This is a genomic window from Nostoc sp. DSM 114159 (assembly GCF_053470285.1).
The window spans coordinates 5,962,361-5,983,459 of record NZ_JBPFEH010000001.1 but is presented as its reverse complement, the minus strand read 5'-3'; the positions used below and the strand labels follow the sequence as shown (position 1 = coordinate 5,983,459).

21 protein-coding genes are annotated in these 21,099 nt (G+C 40.2%); 15 read left to right on the top strand and 6 right to left on the bottom strand.

The window, feature by feature from the left end:
* The first annotated feature begins 273 nt into the window (after positions 1 to 273).
* Both ACR5KR_RS25075 and ACR5KR_RS25070 read left to right on the top strand, forming a co-directional pair.
* Positions 274 to 804: a hypothetical protein gene (locus tag ACR5KR_RS25075; protein ID WP_448268415.1), complete on the top strand. Its 531-nt coding sequence runs from the start codon at positions 274 to 276 to the stop codon at positions 802 to 804.
* A 77-nt stretch (positions 805 to 881) separates the two neighbouring features.
* Positions 882 to 2,303 (top strand): protein kinase domain-containing protein, encoded by a 1,422-nt coding sequence (locus ACR5KR_RS25070; RefSeq protein WP_448268414.1) that lies wholly within the window; start codon positions 882 to 884, stop codon positions 2,301 to 2,303.
* Between the two features lie 107 nt (positions 2,304 to 2,410).
* Here the strand turns inward: ACR5KR_RS25070 and ACR5KR_RS25065 are convergent, their stop codons facing one another.
* Positions 2,411 to 3,151, bottom strand: coding sequence for a hypothetical protein (locus tag ACR5KR_RS25065; protein ID WP_448268412.1), 741 nt, complete (start codon positions 3,149 to 3,151; stop codon positions 2,411 to 2,413).
* Between the two features lie 178 nt (positions 3,152 to 3,329).
* On the opposite strand from ACR5KR_RS25065, the gene ACR5KR_RS25060 reads away from it, so the two are divergent.
* The 5 genes from ACR5KR_RS25060 (at position 3,330) to ACR5KR_RS25040 (ending at position 6,002) form a co-directional block, all read left to right on the top strand.
* Entirely contained in the window at positions 3,330 to 3,974 is a 645-nt protein-coding gene (locus ACR5KR_RS25060; RefSeq protein ID WP_448268411.1) for a L,D-transpeptidase, read from the top strand.
* Positions 3,975 to 4,109: 135 nt separating this feature from the next.
* A complete protein-coding gene (locus ACR5KR_RS25055; RefSeq protein ID WP_448270435.1) occupies positions 4,110 to 4,334 on the top strand; it encodes a hypothetical protein in 225 nt (74 codons plus the stop codon).
* A 79-nt stretch (positions 4,335 to 4,413) separates the two neighbouring features.
* Positions 4,414 to 4,653, top strand: a complete 240-nt coding sequence (locus tag ACR5KR_RS25050) for a hypothetical protein (protein WP_448268410.1) — start codon at positions 4,414 to 4,416, stop codon at positions 4,651 to 4,653.
* Positions 4,654 to 4,688: 35 nt separating this feature from the next.
* Entirely contained in the window at positions 4,689 to 5,006 is a 318-nt protein-coding gene (locus ACR5KR_RS25045; RefSeq protein ID WP_448268408.1) for a hypothetical protein, read from the top strand.
* Positions 5,007 to 5,126: 120 nt separating this feature from the next.
* Positions 5,127 to 6,002, top strand: coding sequence for an SMP-30/gluconolactonase/LRE family protein (locus ACR5KR_RS25040; RefSeq protein WP_448268407.1), 876 nt, complete (start codon positions 5,127 to 5,129; stop codon positions 6,000 to 6,002).
* Between the two features lie 289 nt (positions 6,003 to 6,291).
* Here ACR5KR_RS25040 and pgsA read toward each other — a convergent pair whose 3' ends face one another.
* A complete protein-coding gene (pgsA, locus tag ACR5KR_RS25035) occupies positions 6,292 to 6,828 on the bottom strand; it encodes a CDP-diacylglycerol--glycerol-3-phosphate 3-phosphatidyltransferase (RefSeq protein WP_445629991.1) in 537 nt (178 codons plus the stop codon).
* Positions 6,829 to 7,042: 214 nt separating this feature from the next.
* Between pgsA and ACR5KR_RS25030 the strand changes: the two genes are divergently transcribed.
* From ACR5KR_RS25030 to ACR5KR_RS25000, 7 genes are all read left to right on the top strand, one after another.
* The gene (locus ACR5KR_RS25030; RefSeq protein WP_448268406.1) at positions 7,043 to 8,464 is read left to right on the top strand and encodes an aspartate ammonia-lyase; all 1,422 of its coding nucleotides are present in this window, start codon (positions 7,043 to 7,045) and stop codon (positions 8,462 to 8,464) included.
* Positions 8,465 to 8,631: 167 nt separating this feature from the next.
* Complete coding sequence (locus ACR5KR_RS25025; RefSeq protein ID WP_448268405.1) at positions 8,632 to 9,603, top strand: DUF362 domain-containing protein; 972 nt, start codon at positions 8,632 to 8,634, stop codon at positions 9,601 to 9,603.
* A 1,123-nt stretch (positions 9,604 to 10,726) separates the two neighbouring features.
* Positions 10,727 to 10,912: a hypothetical protein gene (locus ACR5KR_RS25020; RefSeq protein ID WP_104905165.1), complete on the top strand. Its 186-nt coding sequence runs from the start codon at positions 10,727 to 10,729 to the stop codon at positions 10,910 to 10,912.
* 404 nt (positions 10,913 to 11,316) lie between these two features.
* Positions 11,317 to 11,829 (top strand): inorganic diphosphatase, encoded by a 513-nt coding sequence (locus tag ACR5KR_RS25015; RefSeq protein WP_445629994.1) that lies wholly within the window; start codon positions 11,317 to 11,319, stop codon positions 11,827 to 11,829.
* Positions 11,830 to 12,007: 178 nt separating this feature from the next.
* Positions 12,008 to 12,391 (top strand): aspartate 1-decarboxylase, encoded by a 384-nt coding sequence (panD, locus tag ACR5KR_RS25010; protein WP_292729447.1) that lies wholly within the window; start codon positions 12,008 to 12,010, stop codon positions 12,389 to 12,391.
* Between the two features lie 11 nt (positions 12,392 to 12,402).
* A complete protein-coding gene (locus ACR5KR_RS25005; protein WP_448268403.1) occupies positions 12,403 to 13,305 on the top strand; it encodes an MBL fold metallo-hydrolase in 903 nt (300 codons plus the stop codon).
* 47 nt (positions 13,306 to 13,352) lie between these two features.
* The gene (locus ACR5KR_RS25000; protein ID WP_448268402.1) at positions 13,353 to 13,565 is read left to right on the top strand and encodes a hypothetical protein; all 213 of its coding nucleotides are present in this window, start codon (positions 13,353 to 13,355) and stop codon (positions 13,563 to 13,565) included.
* A 10-nt stretch (positions 13,566 to 13,575) separates the two neighbouring features.
* On the opposite strand, the gene ACR5KR_RS24995 is transcribed toward ACR5KR_RS25000, so the two are convergent.
* The 4 genes from ACR5KR_RS24995 to ACR5KR_RS24980 all read right to left on the bottom strand — a co-directional run bounded on the left by ACR5KR_RS24995 (position 13,576) and on the right by ACR5KR_RS24980 (position 19,504).
* Positions 13,576 to 14,577, bottom strand: a complete 1,002-nt coding sequence (locus ACR5KR_RS24995; RefSeq protein WP_448268401.1) for a WD40 repeat domain-containing protein — start codon at positions 14,575 to 14,577, stop codon at positions 13,576 to 13,578.
* Positions 14,578 to 14,802: 225 nt separating this feature from the next.
* The gene (locus tag ACR5KR_RS24990) at positions 14,803 to 16,020 is read right to left on the bottom strand and encodes an HhoA/HhoB/HtrA family serine endopeptidase (RefSeq protein WP_448268400.1); all 1,218 of its coding nucleotides are present in this window, start codon (positions 16,018 to 16,020) and stop codon (positions 14,803 to 14,805) included.
* Between the two features lie 268 nt (positions 16,021 to 16,288).
* Positions 16,289 to 17,611, bottom strand: coding sequence for a D-alanyl-D-alanine carboxypeptidase (locus ACR5KR_RS24985; protein ID WP_448268399.1), 1,323 nt, complete (start codon positions 17,609 to 17,611; stop codon positions 16,289 to 16,291).
* Between the two features lie 822 nt (positions 17,612 to 18,433).
* Positions 18,434 to 19,504, bottom strand: a complete 1,071-nt coding sequence (locus ACR5KR_RS24980; RefSeq protein ID WP_445630001.1) for an LOG family protein — start codon at positions 19,502 to 19,504, stop codon at positions 18,434 to 18,436.
* 764 nt (positions 19,505 to 20,268) lie between these two features.
* Between ACR5KR_RS24980 and ACR5KR_RS24975 the strand changes: the two genes are divergently transcribed.
* Complete coding sequence (locus tag ACR5KR_RS24975; RefSeq protein ID WP_445630002.1) at positions 20,269 to 21,063, top strand: GNAT family N-acetyltransferase; 795 nt, start codon at positions 20,269 to 20,271, stop codon at positions 21,061 to 21,063.
* Positions 21,064 to 21,099: the final 36 nt, after the last annotated feature.

Below are 21,099 nucleotides of genomic sequence, written 5' to 3'. Positions count from 1 at the left end.
GACTAATTTAAGGCTTGTACTTTTGGTTGGGTTTAAGCGACGGTTGCCCGTAGGGCAATCGTCAATTTCACATGAATTGACCATTAATAATTACGCAAAATATGGTAATCCATAATTTGGATTAATACTTTTAGACCGATTCTGCTTGATTAATACAAAAGTTTAAAATTCGATGACACATCATTCAAACATAATTATAAATCTGTATAATATTTTCAGGAATCAAACCATACTGAATTGTAATTATCTGTAGAAAGTTACAGGGTTGTAATAATGAATACACTAACTTTACAGTGTGCAATTACTTTCCAATGGAATGATGCTGGTAACAGAAGAATTAAGATAGCACATAGAGAAAAAGTTCGTGCCTTGAGAGAAAAAAAACCTGCATATAACAAGCTTTTATTAAAAAATGAATGTTCAGAACCTGTGTATGTTGCTGCTAGCTTCATCGCTTTAGATGATGTATTACAAACTAAAGGTTGGTTTGTTCTGCAACCTAATGGTGGAGAATCATCACCTGGTTATTTGACAATATCTGATGGAATATTTTTACACGCAACAATTAACAAAGGCGATCGAGAACCTCCGATAAAAGGGGAAGGAGATAAAACAAGCACTATAAAAAGAGTTGTTACAACAAAAGAATTTGACTATATTGAAGAACCTTTTCTCGATCCAAATGAAGAAAGCAAATCAGTTGAGGTTTTTTACAAAGTTAAATTTGATTTTCCCCCAACTATTGGAGATGAGTACACAACTAAAACTTTTAAGTGTAAGGGAAATACTTTACAGTTAAATTAATATTAATGGGCATAGGGCAATTCTAGTTTTCCAAAAGTAATACAAGACGTTAAGTAACATCCTATAAAATTACATGGATGGTAATGAATACAGTTCTTCGGAAACGTTACAAAATCTTAGGCAGCTTGGGAAGTGGTGCATTTGGCGACACCTATTTAGCTGAAGATTTAGATTTGCCTAGCAAACCTAAATGTGTCGTCAAACACCTTAGACCTAAAAATGTCAAACCAGAAGTTTTGATGCTCGCTAGACGCTTATTTGAGAGCGAAGCAGAAGCTTTATATCGCTTAAGTAATCTTAGTAAGCAAATCCCTAAACTATTTGCTCATTTTGAAGAAAATGGCGAATTCTATCTGGTGCAAGAATTTGTGGATGGGCATGATTTAGCAGCAGAAATCATTCCTGGTAATCCCTGGAGTGAAGATAAAATTGTTCAACTATTGCAACAGATTCTAAAAGTTTTAGTTGTCGTTCATCAGCAGAACATCATCCACCGTGATATAAAACCCCAAAATTTGATGCGTTGCCGTAAGGATGGCAAGATTGTACTGATTGACTTTGGAGCAGTTAAAGAAATTAAAGGTTTGGCGGCGAATTCTGAAGGTCAAGTTACTTCAACTATTATTATTGGCTCTAGTGGCTATATGCCAGATGAACAAGCTAATTCTAAGCCAAAACTATCTAGTGATATATATGCAGTAGGAGTGATTGGTATTCAAGCTTTGACAGGCAAATTACCTAAAGACTTTCAAGAAGACCGCAACAATGGAGAAATAATTTGGCGAAACGAAGCAAATGTTAGCAATAAATTAGCTAATGTTTTAACTAAAATGGTGCGTAAAAGATTTAGTGAGCGATACCAAACAGCAAGCGAGGCTTTGCAAGCACTGAATTCTGTATCTCCAAGACTATCAAAATCAACAACGTCGTGGAAATTACCATTTCGCCAAAAAGTTTTAGTTGCAACTGGAGTAGGAGCAGGAATACTTGCAATACTTGTGTTAGCTCCTTTAATTCTATTGTCTACCAAAACGACCGAAAACTTTACTCAACTACCGTGTGATGCTAAACTATCTTCATTAGAATTAAATTTACCAAAATTACCAGATAAACCAGATAGAAAGTTTAAGAATAATATCAGCTATTATGGCTCTTCTGATGAGAATAATAACTTCAGCGGTAAGGGAATCTTAGTCTTTAAAAATGGTGATAGATATGATGGAGATTTCAAAAATCATAAGCGTGATGGTTGTGGAAGATTTTCATTTATAGGTGGAAATGTATATGAATATTATATAGGTCAGTACGTAGACGATCGGCCTAACGGTCTAGGAAAATTAAGATGGAAAAATGGTGATGAGTATAGAGGGAATTTCAAAGATTATGAATGTGAGGGGGAAGGAGTATTTAAACCTGCAAATGGATCTTCTAAAAGTGGAATTTGGCATAAAGGTAATTTGTTAGGAGACAACATATCCATATCATGTAATCAAAAGTAAATATAAATATTATATTGGGTAGATTTTAATATTTGAAATTAGTAAAGATTAGTTTAATGATAAACTAACCGTAAAACAGCAGACATCAAGGAATAAGGAAAAATGAATCAAAAGCAATGTGAAAAATCAAAATTTATCTCTAGTGCAGTTTCTTTACTCTTTTTAACTTCTTGTTTCAGCTTTGCGATTCTCCCACAAATAGGATTGGGACAATCTACAAAGCAAGAAACACCCACTAATAACACCACAGAACCAAATAGCACAGGGCAAGCAACACCACCTGCTTCTGACGAAATCAAAAACCCGATAACACCTACTAATAACACCACACAACCAAATAATTCACAGCCAGCAACACCACCTGCTTCTGACGAAATTAATCCAAATACTGGCAATACCACAACGCCGACTAATCCAAATACTGGCAATACCACAACGCCGACTAATTCAAATACTGGCAATACCACAACGCCGACTAATTCAAATACTGGCAATACCACAACGCCGACTAATCCAAATACTGGCAATACCATAACGCCGACTAATCCAAATACTGGCAATACCACAACGCCGACTAATCCAAATACTGGCAATACCACAACGCCGACTAATCCAAATACTGGCAATACCACAACGCCGACTAATTCAAATACTGGCAATACTAAAAAGCCGACTAATTCAAACACTGGCAATACTAAAAAGCCGATTAATTCAAACACTGGCAATACTAAAAAGCCGATTAATTCAAACACTGGCAATACTAAAAAGCCGATTAATTCAAACACTGGCAATACCAAAAAGCCGACTAATTCAAATAATGGCAATACCACAGAGCCAACATATCCCATTCCAGGACGAGGATAAAACTTATTTGATTAGTGAGATTTTGCAAAATAGTTGAGTAAAAATTCAGAATTCAGACTTCAAACTAGTTGAAATTTGAGTTCTGAATTACTATTAATAAATAAAAGCAAAATTAAAAATTAAATATTTTATAATAAACTTATAAATTTAATGCAATAGATTATGAACAATAGTGTGTATTATCGTAATGTTCTCAAGTTGGGATTAATCTCAATTGCTTTGCTTTTCTGGCTTCAATTACGTGCTATTGCCAAAACTACAATTGAGCAAAGAGTAACGGAGAAGACAATAATTAGTCAACTGAACTCTCCTCCCGCGCAGCCAAATCTTCCTAGCACTTCTGAGCGAATGATGCGTTTACTGCTGAGGCTAAAGCTTCCAGTGCAGACAACCCCTCCTAATACTTCTGAGCAAAATATCCATTTACTACTCTTTCTCAAACAACGAAAACTTTATGTTTATCGGGGGGATGTTTTACAAGCCAGCTATCCCGTAGCTATTGGTAAACCAAAGTGGGAAACGCCTACAGGCAAATTTAAAGTGCTTAATATGGTTAAAAACCCAACTTGGCGAAATCCATTTGTTAATTACACAGAAATTATTCCTCCAGGTTTAGAGAATCCTCTAGGAGAACGTTGGATTGGATTTTGGACTGATGGAAAAGACCAAATCGGATTTCATGGTACTTACAAGCGAGACTCTGTAGGGAAGGCAATTTCTCATGGTTGCGTTCGTATGTATAATGAGGACGTGCGAAAATTGTATGAAATGGTGACAATAGGTACTCCTGTAATTGTAGTTCCTTAAATACAGATAAATGTACATAAATAACGATGATTTATTCGTTATTACCGTTGTTCATCTATGATTTCGGTTTCGTAAAATTTTGGTGATAAAAAATAAATTTATCGAGAGATGTTTTCAATCAGCAGTGTTAGCTTTTTGTTGGCAAAAGATAAATATCCTGAATATGATTTTATTTCTGGTTTACAAGATTCTCTGAAAAATGACTATTTAGCTGTGGACAGAAGGTTTCGCGCAGAAGTTGGGGTTGAAAAAGGTGAAATTCGTCAGGCAAACCAGAGTCCTCTGGGTATTCACTGGGAAGATCGTACATTGTTGGTAGGGTTTCTTTTGAAGGACGAGGGGGGTCTGTTTGGTACATAACGGGAATCCTGACCGACTAATTTTAAGTTAACAGATCGCGATAAAGGTTTGGCAAAAATCAAAAGACAAATTTTTGAAAATGAATGAACGCGAAAATATTCAACAATATTTCAGAAATCTTCTAGAAATTATTGAAAATCAAAGACCTGGATACATTGCTGTTTTAAAAGATGGTTTACTCGATGATGAAATTCAGAATAGCATTACAACTCATCCAATTCCTGAAGGTTTAATCGCTATATATTCATGTGTTAAAGGATGTTGTTTTGAACTTCCTAATAATTTTAATTTTCCTACATACTTCCTGGATACAATTTAATCGAAATTGATAAAGTAGATAGCGTTATAAATCGTTTGCATAGCGTACATAAAGATCCAGACTATTGGGGATGGCAACCAGATATGATTCCTTTTTTATATGGTAGCGGAGGTGATTACTATTGCGTCAGAACTTTGCCAGACAATCAATCAGTTGTATGGACTCCTAAAGATGATGTTCTATATATAATTTGTCAAGGTATTAAAGATTTTATTTTAATAATTACGGAATGCTATAAACAAAATGCTTATTTTTTGGATGAAGATAGAGATTTAGAATGTAATTATGATTTAGAAGAAAAAATTATAGTAAAATTCAACCCAAATTATTATTATCAAAATGGGTTAAAATAAAAATAACGATCAAACGCATAAAATCCATTTGTTATAAGTTAAACCAAGAACTTAAGAGTAGAGATTGAGTTGACATTGGGTAAAGATGTATACTTCATTTAATATTTAAATTAACTGCTTATGGGACAATATCCACTCCACAATGTTCTACAAGCCCGTGCCCGTTTAGGTGAAAGCCCCATCTGGGACTGTACCAGAAGCTTACTGTACTGGGTTGATATTTATAACCATCAAGTGCATCAGTTCAATCCTATTACGGGGGAAAACTGCTTTTTTGATGTAGGAGATGTAGTAGGTGCGATCGCAACAGCAGGTGCAGATAGATTAATTATGACATTACGTCATCACTTGGCATTCCTCAATACCCAGACAGGCGAAGTTACTCCCATTTTGGAGATTGAAGGAAATCTGCCAGATAACCGTTTTAATGATGGTAAATGTGACCCCCAAGGCCGCTTTTGGTTCGGCTCAATGTGTTCTTTAGAAAAACCCCAAGCTAGTCTTTATCGTTATGATGCTGATGGTTCATTGCATATCATGGAAACGGGATTGACTATCTCTAATGGTCTGGGGTGGAGTCCGGATCAAAAGACGTTTTACTTAACAGATTCTCCTGAGCAAAAGATATATGCTTACGATTTTGATTCAGTTACAGGTAGCATTACTAATCGCCGGATTTTTGTTGATTTAACTCATGAATCTTTCTATCCAGATGGGTTGACAATAGATAGTGAAGGACATATTTGGTCAGCTATGTGGGATGGATGGTGTGTGATTCGTTTTAGCTCTAAGGGCGAAGAGATATTGCGGATAAAGCTACCCGTGCAAGTGCCAAGTAGCTGTACTTTTGGGGGCGAGAATTTGCAAACACTCTACATCACCACTGCTTCAGTTGGACTCAGCCAAGCGGAAATTGAAAAAAGTTTCTACTCAGGTGATTTGTTTGCTCTCCAAACTGATGTTACCGGATTACCTAGCTATGATTTTGAGAAATAAAGTATTAGCTGTGTAAAAGTGAAGCGCTAAATTGCCTCTCGCATTCGTTCAACTCGACTCTTTACTTGTTTGCAAATTATAAAAATTCCGAGTTGCGAGTTCCGATCTCGAAGTTTCCAGTTGCGATCGTGAAGTTCCGAGTTTTGAATCTCAAGTTTCGAGTTTTGATCTCGAAGTTTCCAGTTCAGATCCTGAAGTTCTGAGTTTTGATTTCAAAGTTCCGAGTTTTGATCTCGAAATTCCGAGTTTTGAGGTTGTTGCCAATATTCCTGTGTAGCTTATTCCTGGTTCATTTTACATCTAATAGAGTATTTTCCTTAATTGGATTTTGCGGCAAAAGATAAATACCACCAGAAATTAAAGTTAGGGCAACAGAAATCCAAAAGGCAATTATAGAGGGAGTTTGCCACACTTCAGGTAGGGGTGCAATTAGAAGTGCGATCGCAACTATTTGACTAATAGTTTTGAGTTTACCCCAAATATTCGCTCCGGTAATTGTTGTTTGATTTACTCGCCAACCAGCGATCGCTAATTCTCGCGCTAAAATCAAAAACACTCCCCAAGCCGGTATTTTTTCTAGTTCAATCAAAACCATCAATGGCGCTAGTACCAGAAATTTATCCACTAAGGGGTCAAGAAATTTACCCAACTCACTAATTTGGTTGAGTTTCCGCGCCAAATAGCCATCTAACCAATCAGTTAACGCCGCAACGATAAAAATCGCCAAACATATCCACCTAGCTTGTGGTGTGGGGTTGTACAAGCCATAAAGCAAAAATGGTACACCCAGAAGGCGAGAGAAGGTAATCCAGTTGGGTAGAGTCATAGGATATTGGGCATTGGGCATTAGGAGTGCTGTTAGCGTCAACGGGGCGTTTAGCCCGTGCTGAGTTAAGAGTTAACAGTAGAGACGCGATTAATCGCGTCTCTACAAGAGTTAGGAGTTTTGTTTACCCCCTTGTCACCTTGTCTCTAATTCTCCCCACTTTCTCCCTAAGCGTGGGAAAATCTGTTTTCTGAAGCTCTCTTAAAACAATACTATGACTGAATACACAGACTCTCAATTCCGCATCGAACGCGATTCGATGGGCGATCGCCAAATTGCTAGTAGCGTTTATTACGGCATTCAAACACTACGGGCGATTGAAAACTTTCCCATTAGTGGCATCAAGCCTTTAGCTACTTACGTAGATGCTGGATTGATAATTAAAAAAGCTACAGCAATTGTGAATGGAGAACTAAATTGTATTCCCCAAGATATTAGTCAGGCGATTGTGCAAGCAACTGATGAAATCTTAGCTGGGAAGTTCCGCGATCAATTTGTTGTGGATGTTTATCAGGCGGGTGCTGGAACATCCCACCATATGAATGTTAACGAAGTTCTCGCAAATCGCGCCTTAGAAATACTTGGTGAAGAAAAGGGCAATTACAAACGTGTTAGTCCCAACGACCATGTTAATTATGGACAGTCTACCAATGATGTGATTCCGACTGCAATTCGCATCGGTGGTTTATTGGCATTATCTAAAACATTACACCCAGCAATAGATGGAGCGATCGCATCTTTAGAAAACAAAGCTGTAGAATTTCAAGATATCGTCAAATCTGGCAGAACCCACTTACAAGATGCTGTACCCGTGCGTTTGGGTGAGAATTTTCGAGCTTGGGCGCAAATTCTTACAGAACACCAAAACCGAATTTATACCGCCTCTGGAGATTTGATGGTGCTGGGTTTGGGAGGTAGCGCAGCCGGAACGGGATTAAATACTCATCCTTTGTATCGCGCCCGTGTGGTAGAAGTTCTCTCAGAATTGATTGATACTCCTTTAGAACCTGCGCCCCATCTCATGGCAGCTATGCAAAGTATGGCTCCATTTGTGAATGTTTCTGGTGCGTTGCGGAATTTAGCCCAGGATTTAGCCAAAATATCTCATGATTTACGGTTGATGGATTCGGGGCCAAAAACAGGCTTGAAAGAAATTCAACTGCCTCCAGTGCAACCCGGTTCCTCGATTATGCCAGGGAAATATAACCCAGTCATGGCAGAGATGACATCAATGGTGTGCTTTCAGGTGATGGGTTACGATAGTGCGATCGCTTTAGCCGCACAAGCCGGACAATTAGAATTAAATGTGATGATGCCGCTAATTGCCTATAACCTAATTCACAGTATCGAAATTCTCGGCAATACCATCGCTGCACTCACCGAACGCTGCATTGAGGGAATTACTGCCAATCGAGAACGTTGTTTAGCTTATGCCGAAGGCAGTTTAGCTTTAGTAACCGCACTAAATACCCATATCGGTTATTTAAATGCCGCAGCTGTCGCCAAAGAATCTTTAGAAACTGGTAAATCTCTGCGGCAAATTGTTTTAGAACGAGGATTAATGAATGAAACAGATTTAGCCACAGTGTTAAATCTAGAACAAATGAGTGGTATCTTACCGCTCAAAACAGAATAATAGTTTATGGGGCATGGAGCATTGGGTAGGGCATGGTATTCTCCTTGTCCCCCTCATTCTTGACCCTGCGTGAAGCTTTAGCTACTTTTTATTTAGTCTTTTCTTCAATTTTGAATTTTGAATTTTGAATTTTGAATTGATTTCTCCCTCTATCCCCTACCTATACTATGCAGACTCAAAAACCAGCTGTTAGTCTCATTCGAGCTACATCTTACGAACGAGAGGCTTTACGAGAATCCTTAGTCACACTGCTGGAACCTTTTGGAGGAATAGCAGCGTTTGTCAAAAAAGGCGATCGCGTTTTACTCAAACCGAATCTACTTACCGGATCGCGTCCTAGTAAAGAGTGTATCACCCGTGCCGAACTAGTTTATGAAGTTGCCCAAATGGTAATTGATGTTGGCGGTAAGCCATTTTTGGGCGATAGTCCTGCTTTTGGTAGTGCCAAGGGCGTAGCAATAGCAAATGGCTATCTGCCTATTTTAGAAGAACTCAATCTTCCCATCATCGATTTTCACGGTCAGCGTTACCAAACCGTTAGTGATAATTTTAACCATTTGCGCCTGTCTAAAGAAGCAATGGAAGCAGACGTAGTGATTAACCTACCGAAAGTTAAATCACATGCTCAGTTGACATTAACACTGGGTGTAAAAAACCTGTTTGGTTGTGTCCCCGGCAAAATGAAAGCTTGGTGGCACATGGAAGCGGGAAAAGACGCGAATAGATTTGGTGAAATGTTAGTAGAAACTGCCAGAGCGATTAACCCTGACTTAACCATATTAGATGGCATCATCGGTCACGAAGGTAATGGCCCCAGCAACGGGGAACCTCGCCAACTGGGCATTTTAGCAGCCGCATCAGATATATTTGCCTTAGATCGGGCAATGGTAGAAATCCTCAATGTTTCTCCTGAACAAGTGCCCACAGTTGCAGCTTCTCAAAGGCTAGGAGTTTGTCCAGAACTTGCTGCCATAGAGTTTCCACATTTAAATCCTGACTTATTAAAAATAGAAGATTGGCGGCTACCAGACAAGTTAATGCCCATTGATTTTGGTATGCCCCGCGTCATTAAGTCTACCTTTAAGCATCTTTACACCCGATTTATCAAGGAACCAATCAGTGTTTATGCAAGGCAGTAGGGGGCGGGGAGATGAAGAAGCAGGGAGGCAGGTGGTCACTGAGCGTAGCCGAAGTGGGAGCAGGGGGAGAATAACTCTTAACTCCTAACTCATCTACGGATAAGGGTTAATCGCGTCTCTACTCCTAACTCAGCACGGGCTAAACCCTAGCTATCCGCTAACAGTACTTAGCACTCAGCACTGTTTTGCTCAATGCCCAATTTAGTGCAAACGTCGTTACAGCAATTTCATTTATTAGCAGAATAATCTGTAATTACCCTCCGATCGCTTAACTAAACCGCCCTATTATATTTAGTGGCGGTTTTTTTCGCTGATTAATTTGTTATACAATTTTTCGTCTGAGATTTTGATTTATTCAAAAAGTTATACGGATTTAGGATCTGGAAATTGGCATTAGGTATTTTGTTCAGATATGGGGATTTGGTAATAACTTACTATACCTCTAGGCCACTTTCTCAAACTTATTTACTCTATCTTTATGTAGATTGACAAAATGGCTGTGATATTACACAGATTGCAAAATTTAAATTCTTAAATATTTGTTTAGTGATATCACTGAATCCATTCTGCCTTATACAGTTGATGTATCTGTGTTTATTCGGTAGTTATCATTGGTTACAAAAATCGTTACTACTATTTCTTCTCTGGTGTCAAATATTTTGTGTATAACTACTATATAACAATCAATTGCACTGAATATCTATCAGTGCAATTGCGGTTTTGTGTCCTGTATCACAAATTAGCAATTCCAGTAAAATGACCTTATCAAAAGCTTTATAGAATGTTATAATCATGAAGTATCGGATAAATATGTTTTGCTAATTAATCTTTAATCAGCGAAAAAATGTAACTTATGATGCTGTCAAAGTTTGCTTTGCGTATGCAACCCGTTACACCATACAAAGAAACACCTGAAAATATTAATTACAAAATAAAACATGATTTGTTTAATTGTAACTTTGTATTAAGAATTCTATGTATAAAAAGCCTACTATGACAGTTGTATAACTGGTTTAAATTGTAGAATGCTACACATTTTACAGTTTAAAAATAGCTAAAATAGCATTAATACTCTCACTGAGAGAGTAAACCTACACAGTGTTGCGAAGAACTTCAATTTTGTATGAATTCAAATAGCCAGTCTGCCAATGCCGATACATATTCCCAACGTTTGGCAGACATTGTGGGAACTGCGATCGCTCTATTGACTCTTACCCTACCCGTATTTGTCATCGCCCACTATTCTTCAACCAATGTTCAAAATAACCAGCAACCTCTGATCCAAAATATACAAAGAAATCAAGATTGATCGAGCTTCATAGTCGCATTTTCTCATGAGGATATCTACAAAAAAGCAGAACACTGATTTTGTAGACAATCTCTGAAGATGTGGGTGTAGTTAGTCAAAAATAAGCTAAATCTGGATTGTGTGACTCCAGATTTCAGTTGTCTTAACAAAGTTAGGGCAGAAATCCCCCTAACAGCAATTAAGGGCGGAGAATATCCATAATACCCTCTTGGAAAAAGCGTTGCGAGCAAACTTCGTAACGCTTTTTCTATTTTTTCCCCTCCGCACCTCTGCTTCTTGTACCCAACGGCCCCATGCCCTGGAATAAATACCTTGGGAAGAGATCCATATTGCCCTAAAATTCTACACGGGGAGCGAAGCTGACAGAGTGCCCCCATGATTCACAGTTATCAGAGGAGTTTTTTGTGGACTTATCTCGTATTCCTGCCCAACCAAAACCGGGTCTAATCAACGTTCTGATTGAAATTACTGGCAAAAGTAAAAATAAATACGAATACGACAAGGAACTACAAGCTTTTGCTCTAGACCGAGTACTTTATTCCTCAGTACAATATCCTTATGACTACGGCTTTGTACCTAATACTTTGGCTGATGATGGCGATCCCCTAGATGGTATGGTCATAATTGATGAGCCGACCTTTCCCGGCTGTATTATTGCTGCGCGACCAATTGGCTTTTTGGAGATGATTGACGGTGGCGATCGCGATGAAAAAATCCTTTGTGTTCCTGACAAAGATCCGCGCTACACTCAGGTAAAATCCCTGAATGACGTAGCACCACACCGCTTAGAGGAAATTGCTGAATTTTTCCGTAGTTATAAAAATTTAGAAAAAAAGGTGACTGAAATTCTCGGTTGGCAAGATGTAGACAAGGTTGCAGCTTTAGTTGAAAAATCCGTCAGAGCTTATAGAGGATAATAGAAAAGTTAGGAGTACAGACGCGATTAATCGCGTCTGTACATGAGTTAAGAGTTAAGAGTTAAGAGTTAAGAGTTAAGAGTTATGAATTTTTATTCCTCACTCCTAACTCCTCACTTCACTTTGCTAACTTTCCCTTGTTACGGATTTTATAATCTGCCACCAAACCCAAACCAGAATGCAGCGTACTCTCCTTTTGGCAAAAATTCATAACTGCACCCTTACAGGGGCAAATATCAACTACGTGGGTAGTATCAGCATTGATGAAATCCTTTTGGAAAAAGCTGGTATCTTACCTTATGAGCAGGTGCAAGTAGTTAATAGTGCCAACGGCCAGCGCTTTATTACTTATGCGATCCCTGCTCTAGCTCATTCAGGAATCATTGAGCTAAATGGAGGTGCGGCACGTCTAGGCATTATTGGCGATCGCTTGATTATAATGACTTACGGGCAGTTTACTCCAGAAGAGTTAAAAAGTTACTCTCCTACGGTAGTCATTGTGGACGAAAAAAACAGGTTGTTGGAAGTGCGGCGCTACGATGACCTGCTCAGTAAGGTCTAATTTCAAGGAAAATGTCAAATTTTGAGTTGTCGGATTCCCAGAGCTACATAACAGAAAAGTCATCTACCCTGCCCAGTAGCCCAGCAGATGAATTTATCGTGCAATTTTGGGGTGTCAGAGGTTTGATACCCACTCCCAGTAGCAACACCAATCGTTATGGTGGTAATACCGCTTGTGTAGAAATATATGTGGCTGGGAAACGCTTGATTTTTGATGGCGGTACTGGCTTACGCATATTGGGTAAAACTTGGCAAGAACTGCAACAGCCACTAGAAGCCCATTTATTTTTTACCAACTGCCAATCAAACCGAATTCAAGGGTTTCCCTTTTTCGCTCCTGCATTTATTGGGGAAAATTGCTTCCATATTTACGGCATAGCTGCCTCAAATGGAGCCTCAATCAAACAATGTCTGTACGATCAGATGCTCCAGCCACACTTTCCTTACCCTTTACAGGTAATGCAGTCAGAATTGCAATTTTACAATCTGACCCCAGAAAGTGACGTAAAGTTAGATGATGTCACCATTACCACTGCATTAATTAATCAAACTCAGCGGTCAGTTGGCTACCGAGTTACTTGGCAAGAGTATAGTGTTGCCTACATCACAGATTTGCACCAAAATGCCGATCAAGTGGAGCGAGAGCGGATTTTAGAGTTTATTCAAGGCGTTGACTTGCTGATTGCCAATGCCACTTACACTCCGCCGACATCTCACAACCATGATTCTGCTGATTTACTCTGGCAAGCTGCGGTGAATGCAGCTCTGAGTGCTGGCGTCAAACAGCTAGCTATTTCTCATCATCACCCAGATGACCATGATGATTTTCTCGATCGGGTGCAAGTCGATATTAAATCTGCTTTTCCTCAAGCGATACTAGCCCATGAAGGTCTAGTATTAGTTGTTGGTAAGTGATTTAGACACGATCGAGTTTCTAAGATCAGTTGATAGTCTAATTGATCGTGAGTACTCTCAATCGAGTGCTGAAACACTCTTTGCAACTTTACCCTGAGCAGCAAGAAATGCCGATCGAGATTCTCCAAAACCGCCACCGCGAAAATCGTCGTGCAGAAATAGCGACGGATGCCCAACAAACGCTAGCTGATTTTCATACAGGTAAATTTCGGCATCAGTCAGCCCAAGATGTTATTTCAGCATTACGTGGGGTTAGCTAAGACAGATGCTTTAATGATTACAGCAACTCCCATTACTATGCCAAACTTTGATGCTGTCATTAAACGCATAGCTGACAATGGTTTTCCCATCTAGGCTAATTGTGAGATTGTCAATCCTAGACTTATGCCCATACAGTACACAAAGCTGCTGCCTATTCTCTAGATCCCAAACTTCAATTTCGTTAATATTGCCAACGGCAAGCAGTGAACCATCAGGTGTCATAGCATTATGAGGCATACCCGAATCAGGTTCACGCTGGCTGATACCAAGTGTATAAAGGAATTCCGTAGTTTGTATATCCCAAATGGCAACGGTCGTTTCTTTTACTAAGTTTGGTTTGTCCCTTTGTGCCACAGCAGCAATGATTTGACCATTTGGGCGAGTTGCAACTGCATCAAGCCAATGCCTACAAAGACAATTGGGGAAATGGAGGGAATAATTTGAAGCTAGAGCATTAAATGTGCTGATAACTTGCCCATTTTGCCAATCCCAAACTTGAGTTAGGAGATCAAATGCTTGAGCTACCAAAATACTACCATCTGGGCTGGCTAGTAAACAGCGGATTGGAAGATATGCATTTGCAAATAGCAAGGTGCGGAGTAATTTTCCCGTTGAGGATTCAATAACATTAATCTCAATGGTGGCATTCGTACCATAAGGAGCTTTGCAGGTAGCTGAAAATAATACTTTTCCATCAGGAGTAAATGCTAAAGCACTGGAATCTCCTTGAAAACAGAAGACTTCCTCTCCTGTCCAAAAGTCATAGGTTCGGAGATTGCCATAGCTATCATTACTGATGATGCTTTTCCAGTCTGGATTTACCAAAGTATTAAAGTGACCATACCGATCTCCATGCAGTTCAAATGAATGGTTGGTATTCCCAGTGGTTAAATCCCAAACCTTGACAAGATTGTGAAAACAGCCTACCAGAAGAATTCCATCTGGGCTTAAGCTTAAGCTGTTTAAGTACTCTGAATGAGGTTCATCAAAGGTATGAAGACATGGAAACATAAACAGACTCTAGAAAAGAGTTCAGCGATAATAAATTTTTTAAATTACATATTTAGGTGGACAAGAAGGTAGAATCGGGAAATCTATCTCATTGGGCTGCTCCTAGTAAACGAGGCGGAGCCTCACAGAGGGCATTCCCAGCCAGAGGCTGGGAACGAGAGAAACGAGAGAAAGCTTTTCTAGACTGTCTAATATGCTTAAGTTGACACCAATAACAGATGTGTTCTACGAAGCATTTTGCAACTCGGCTGTGCGGACTGAAAGCTGCTCTGTCTTATTACCTCGTTGCACTTTTACCTGTAATACTTGACCAAGGCGACTGTCTTCCACAACATTCTGCAATTGTTCGGCACTGGTAATTGCTTTACCATCAATTTGCAGAATTACATCTCCGCGTCGGATACCCGCAGATGCAGCTGGAGAATTGGGGACAACTCGCATAACAAAAACACCATTAATTTCTGGTATCTGAATCGGAGAGTTGGGATCGGTATTATTTTGCTTGGCGAGATCGGGTGTCAAAGTTAGCATTTGCACACCGAGATAGGGATGAGCAACTTTGCCATCGCGTTGTAGTTGCGCGGCGATCGCTTTAGCTTTATCAATAGGAATGGCAAATCCAATACCCATTGCATCAGGGCGAATGGCTGTGTTGATACCAATTACTTCACCTTGACCATTCAGTAGTGGCCCGCCAGAGTTACCAGGGTTAATAGCAGCGTCTGTCTGAATGAAATCCAAACGTTTGTCACTAATGCCGACTTGGGCGCTGGAACGTTTGAGGGTACTGACAATTCCCAAGGTAACAGTATTATCAAATCCCAAAGGATTACCGACTGCGATCGCCCAATCTCCTACTTGTACATTACTAGAAGAACCCAAAGGCGCGACTGGTAAATCGTTACCAGCGTTAATCTTGACTACTGCCAAATCTGTAACTTCATCAATACCTTGAACTTTACCTTCAAAGGTGCGACCATCTTTGAGTCGGACTGTTACTTTATCAGCTTTATCGACCACATGAGCATTAGTCATAACTAACCCGCTCTTGTCAATAATGAAACCTGAGCCTAAACCACGTAACTGTTCAGACGGCGGCATCTGTTGGGAGAAACCGTCACCAAAAAACCGACGGAAAAAGGGGTCTTCCATAAATGGATCGACGCGGCGAGTAATTGTTCGCTCAGTATCAATGCGGACAACTGCTGAACCAACACGATTCACTGCTGCTGTCACAAAGCTACTGCTTCCGATCGCAGCACTAGCTGGTGATTGCCGTTGAGCAATTAGATTTGAAGTATCAACAGCAGTTATTGTGGGTGCTGGTTCGGCTTGGGAGGGTGACACCTGCAATGTGCTAATCGCTAGCACAACTCCTAGCGCGATCGCTAAAACATGAGTAGTGAGTTGACGTAGAGACCGAGATATTTTGGGAAATCGCATAATCACAACCTAATTTATAAGCTTAATTGTTGCTTAGTCGTGACAAATCTATTTACAGTTATTTTTATTTCAGGTTTCGCCTGCTCTTTCCCCTATTGGGGTTAGGGTATTTTGCGAACTACCTGTAATCAACTTAATAGAAAATTTAACCCAAAAGCTATTATGGACATTTACCCTTTACAAGTTCGGTTTTTACCCATCAATAAAACTTTTGGATTGCGAATAAGATTAGTCCGCTCTCTGTTCTAACTGTAGACTATGGAAGTCCCTAACTTTTGTATAAAATTTCATTGCGATTAGCTGCACCTAGCTGGGGTAAAGAGTTGATGGCTGAGTGGGGAGTGAGGTTAACAGGAACAGTTAGAGGTAATTGTAATTGTTTGACAACACTTTGCAAGAGTTGGTCTTGTCCAGTCCGCAAACCCCAGACATTTGTGCCACGGTTGATAATAGCAAACCAAACCAAACCGCGATCGCGTGTGGGCATCACTCCCGCTAAAGCGCTCACATCCCGGAGAGTACCAGTTTTGATCACAGTCGCCAGGGGAATGTGTCTGGTGTGTAGTGTCCCCCGATGATCGAATCCAGACATCGGGAACAAGTCAGCTAGATTCAGTTGATGGGCAGATGCCTCAGCTTGAATAGCCATAAACATGGCACACACAGCCCTGGGGGAAATGCGATTTTCCGGCCCCAATCCAGAACCATTGATTAACTGGATTTCCGCTTGTGGCACTCTCGCCAGATTAGCAGCAGTTGATTGGACTACAGGCGCTCCCCCTACTGAATCTGCTAGCATCTCTGCCATATCGTTGTTACTATAAACGTTCATTTCCTTGAGTAGTTGCTTCAAGGGCAATGAGCGATGACGCAGTAACAAAGTTTGTTGAGGGTTTGGTTGCGCCTCAACTTTCACCGCGCCAGCAATCACAACTTGAGGCTTGGGTGTTCCCTTGGGCATGATTGAGTGGGTGTAAATCGCAGGGCGTCCCCAAGTGGCACGATTTAGCGTTTGCTTGAGCATCAGACCGGCTAGCATTGGCTGACGTTGAAAATTCATGGCAAAACTGCCAGTAATAATCAAATTCCCCTTTACTTGCTTGATGCCCATTTGATTGAGAGTATTACCAAGAGCGATCGCTTCTTCCCAAACAAACAAAGGATCGCCACGCCCTGTAACCACCAAATCGCCCTGCACAACTCCATTTACCACAGGGCCAGTCACACTCACCAAAGTATCAAATTGATAATCTGGTCCCCAAGTTTTCAAAGCAACTAGTGAAGTGGCAATTTTAGTTAAAGAAGCAGCCGGCAGAGGTGTCGTACCTTGGTGATTTGCCATCAGCATCGGCCCTGACTGCATCCAAATTCCCTGACTCTCAGCCAGATTTTGCGCCACCACTTTTGATGTAATCAGCTTTTTCAAATATTCCTGCACCGTAGTCGCCCCAGTTGGATTTGGATCGGGGGCAAGAACAAAGCCAGGGCTACTTTGCCAAGTTAGTGCATCTAAGGCATCTAGAGGTTTGATTTGTACTCCAGCCATTTCCAGCCAAAGCGACACCAAACCTGAACCCAATAATTCCAGCATTTTTTATTCCTCTGTTAGGATCTCAAGCGTTGTTTACTGTGCTAATATACAAGCTTTTTTACAAAAATCAGTATTGAGTCATAATAACTGGTGTTTTTCTCATCTGTAAGTAGGGTGATTATATTGTTTTCGTGGCTTGCTTGGACAATGCCAAAATCCTCACTGCTCATGAAGATAGCCGCATGAATATATAAAATATTTTTGATTTGTGGAGAGACTACGCCGTTGGCGATGTCGACGACGGACTGTATTGTACCCCTACAGGGAAGCAAGGGAAGCTTGCGGTAGCGTCTCCAACAGAAGAAGACTCGCTCTCAGCTGCCTACTCCTACAAAGAAGCAAGCTACGCCCAGGGTGTCGCAGCCTGATAATAAAAGGCTTTATGCTGTGCGATCGCTCTTGGTAATTTCATAACCTTGAAACAAGGAAAGGGAGAGTATTCAAAATTCTCTCCCTTTTTTCCCTTAATACAAGGTGAGTTCGATGAACCTCTCCCGGACAACCTCCCTCTCCCACGGGTCAAGGGAGGAGCAACGAGAAATTAGGGTTTTGGCTTTCCTCTCCGTGTCCAAGAGGGGTTGCGGGAGAGGTCAAAAAAGGGCTTGTCGAACTCCTAAGAAACAAGGCAGGAGGCAGGAGGCAGAAGGCAGAGGGGAAGAGGATTTGACTTGTTTCTTTCGCCCTTCCCGCAGGTGCGCCTCCGTTGGAGACTCACGTTAATACATTAATCAGCATTCAAGTTGCATAATCAGGGCGGATAAGATGTCCGCCCCATAAGATAGTGAGAAAATTTTAATATGCAAATTAGATGTGTTTTATTACCTACTTTCTTTCTGGATGCGCTACATCCTCTAATGAAGGAGTACCCATCCGGTTAATTGTGGCAATCATCTGATACAAACGTCCCAAATCGCGTTGATTGAAGTACAAAATGAGGCGAGGTAGTCCAACAGTTTCATCTTGTGCTTCTTGAGGTAATGCCTGACTTTTTTCAATTCTTCCTTGAATAATAATGTCGCTAAAATCAGCATTAAGTTTTTCTAACAGAGCGTCTGATATATCTGTCTTCAGACGGATGACTAACTTATTGCTGACATAACGACTGGAATGATAAACCTGGTAAAAACGGGTGATAGCATCACAAGCCACATCCAGGTTATCTGTCACCGTGTAAAGGCTGGGGTCTTCAGGATTGACCAGACCGTTTTGCACTAGTTGCTTATCAATATATTCGCTCCAAGAGCGCCAGTAATCACCACCAGGGCGATCGATTAAAACTAAAGGTACTGGCCCAAATTTACCAGTTTGGCTTAATGTCATACATTCAAAAGCTTCATCTTGAGTACCAAAGCCTCCCGGAAACAAGGCTACAGCATCACTTTCTTTGAGAAGAAACAACTTGCGGGTAAAGAAATATTTGAAGTTAATTAGCTTGGGATCGCCCTCGATAAAAGGGTTTGCTTGCTGTTCAAAGGGTAACTGAATGTTTAATCCAAAGGAATTTTCTCGCCCAGCACCTTCATGACCCGCCTGCATGATTCCACCACCGCCACCAGTCATCACCATAAATCCTAATTGAGAAACAGCGCGAGCAAACTCAAGGGCCATTTGGTATTCTGGTCTATCTGGCGCTAGACGAGCAGAACCGAAGATGGTGACTTTGCGAACGTGGCGGTAATCATAAAAAAGCTGGAAACCGCGCTCCATATCTGCTAATGCAGCGGATAATATTTTCCAATCGAGACGCTCAATTTCGGTATCAGCTAGACGAACAATAGTAGTAAGTGCTTGCTGAATAAATTGCCGATTTTTTAATGTCGGTAAACGAACGATCAACTCAGCGATATCCGCCTGTAAAGACTCTAATGTGTCAAACGACGCAGATGAGGTCATGAGAACTGCCGCAACAATGGCACTATATTTTACGTGAACTACTTACACTCTAGCAAGCGGGAATAGCTCTCTGATGTGCAGTTAGCAAATTCAGAACTAGTTTTGAAGCTGGAAATTCTAAAAATCTTTTTGATAAAGCTTGTTGCGATACTTAAACTTTTGAACACCATCGCAAGTTCTCTCGGTCGACCAATTGACATAACTCCCTCACTTAGGTTAATTATCGTCACAATATACAGCATTCAAGTTGGTGAGGTACACAAGCTCACGTCTGTTGCCCAAATATAAAACGTGTTTTACCCCTGAATTCCGAATTCTGCTGTATATCAGAGTTTGTGTCAAATGCTATGAATTACATCTATAGCGTATATCAAAAGAAAATTTTGTATCTTATTGCCAGATTTTTTAGGAATTAATGCTCATAATAAAAGCACTCTAACCTTAATCTAAGAAAGTAAAAAAGCTCTTAGACCACAATACCGTTCAGTGAAACCTAAAATCCTTGCTAGAGACGCGAAATTGAACCGAGCAACTCTTGGAGATGCTGCGCGATCGCCCCGCTATGCTAACATCTTGCTGCGCTAACGCGTCTTTATAGGTCAAAAATCAGTATAAAAAATCCTTAACTGAAGGGTATTGGTCTAAAGGATCTTTTGTCGAAAACTGTCTCAATTACACTTCGACACATTAATGCATAATGTGACCTGTTTGTTTAGTGCCTAAATCCTAGTAGAATAATTTCGCAAATCTAAGTAGGAAGATAGATGGAAGTTTCTGGACGCAACATCAATTACCCACTGAATCCTCCTTCCCCTCTTGAAGATTTTCCCGTCCTTCAAACTGAAAAATATACCCTACGACTGGCTTCAACTGAAGAAGAATTAGAATCCATTTTTCGGTTGCGTTTTGAGGTGTTTAATCTGGAACTAGACTTAGGATTTACTGCTTCTAACTTTAACCAGATGGATATAGATAAGTTTGATGCGGTTTGCCATCATTTAATCTTAATCTCCAAACAAACGGGTAAAACGATTGGAACTTATCGGATGCAAACTTATACAATGGCTTCTCAAAAATTGGGTTTTGATGCTACCGATATATTTAATCTTAATGGAATTCCCAATTCTGTACTTCAGGTAGCAGTGGAAGTTGGGCGTGCATGTATAGCGAAAGAATATCGCAATATTCAAGCACTTTTACTGCTCTGGGAAGGGCTGGCAAATTATCTCATCTGGAGTAAAAACCAATATTTCTTTGGTTGTGCATCATTACTGACACAATGTCCTTGGCAAGCAACTTGCGCTTATAATTATTTTCAGCATAATGACTTCATGCATCCGAGTATTTTGGTTTATCCAAATCCACAATTTTGTCTAGAAATGCCTCAAAGTTGTCCAAATAAATATAATAATTTTGAAATTCCTAAAATTTTGCAGGCATACTTGAATATTGGAGCTAAAATATGCAGTGTTCCAGCTATCGATCGGCAGTTTAAAACCATTGATTTTTTAACTATATCTAATGGCAAAGACTTTGCTAGATGGCGCTATCAAATTTGATAACACTCAATCAAATTACCTAAGCTGTATCTGATG

Excerpts from the sequence above, each read along its gene's own strand:
- ACR5KR_RS25075 (WP_448268415.1), top strand. The coding sequence starts at position 274 with ATGAATACACTAACTTTACAGTGTGCAATTACTTTCCAATGGAATGAT.
- ACR5KR_RS25070 (WP_448268414.1), top strand. The coding sequence starts at position 882 with ATGGTAATGAATACAGTTCTTCGGAAACGTTACAAAATCTTAGGCAGC.
- ACR5KR_RS25065 (WP_448268412.1), bottom strand. The coding sequence starts at position 3,151 with ATGGGATATGTTGGCTCTGTGGTATTGCCATTATTTGAATTAGTCGGC.
- ACR5KR_RS25060 (WP_448268411.1), top strand. The coding sequence starts at position 3,330 with ATGAACAATAGTGTGTATTATCGTAATGTTCTCAAGTTGGGATTAATC.
- ACR5KR_RS25050 (WP_448268410.1), top strand. The coding sequence starts at position 4,414 with ATGAATGAACGCGAAAATATTCAACAATATTTCAGAAATCTTCTAGAA.
- ACR5KR_RS25040 (WP_448268407.1), top strand. The coding sequence starts at position 5,127 with ATGGGACAATATCCACTCCACAATGTTCTACAAGCCCGTGCCCGTTTA.
- pgsA (WP_445629991.1), bottom strand. The coding sequence starts at position 6,828 with ATGACTCTACCCAACTGGATTACCTTCTCTCGCCTTCTGGGTGTACCA.
- ACR5KR_RS25030 (WP_448268406.1), top strand. The coding sequence starts at position 7,043 with ATGACTGAATACACAGACTCTCAATTCCGCATCGAACGCGATTCGATG.
- ACR5KR_RS25025 (WP_448268405.1), top strand. The coding sequence starts at position 8,632 with ATGCAGACTCAAAAACCAGCTGTTAGTCTCATTCGAGCTACATCTTAC.
- ACR5KR_RS25020 (WP_104905165.1), top strand. The coding sequence starts at position 10,727 with ATGAATTCAAATAGCCAGTCTGCCAATGCCGATACATATTCCCAACGT.
- panD (WP_292729447.1), top strand. The coding sequence starts at position 12,008 with ATGCAGCGTACTCTCCTTTTGGCAAAAATTCATAACTGCACCCTTACA.
- ACR5KR_RS25005 (WP_448268403.1), top strand. The coding sequence starts at position 12,403 with ATGTCAAATTTTGAGTTGTCGGATTCCCAGAGCTACATAACAGAAAAG.
- ACR5KR_RS24995 (WP_448268401.1), bottom strand. The coding sequence starts at position 14,577 with ATGTTTCCATGTCTTCATACCTTTGATGAACCTCATTCAGAGTACTTA.
- ACR5KR_RS24990 (WP_448268400.1), bottom strand. The coding sequence starts at position 16,020 with ATGCGATTTCCCAAAATATCTCGGTCTCTACGTCAACTCACTACTCAT.
- ACR5KR_RS24985 (WP_448268399.1), bottom strand. The coding sequence starts at position 17,611 with ATGCTGGAATTATTGGGTTCAGGTTTGGTGTCGCTTTGGCTGGAAATG.
- ACR5KR_RS24980 (WP_445630001.1), bottom strand. The coding sequence starts at position 19,504 with ATGACCTCATCTGCGTCGTTTGACACATTAGAGTCTTTACAGGCGGAT.
- ACR5KR_RS24975 (WP_445630002.1), top strand. The coding sequence starts at position 20,269 with ATGGAAGTTTCTGGACGCAACATCAATTACCCACTGAATCCTCCTTCC.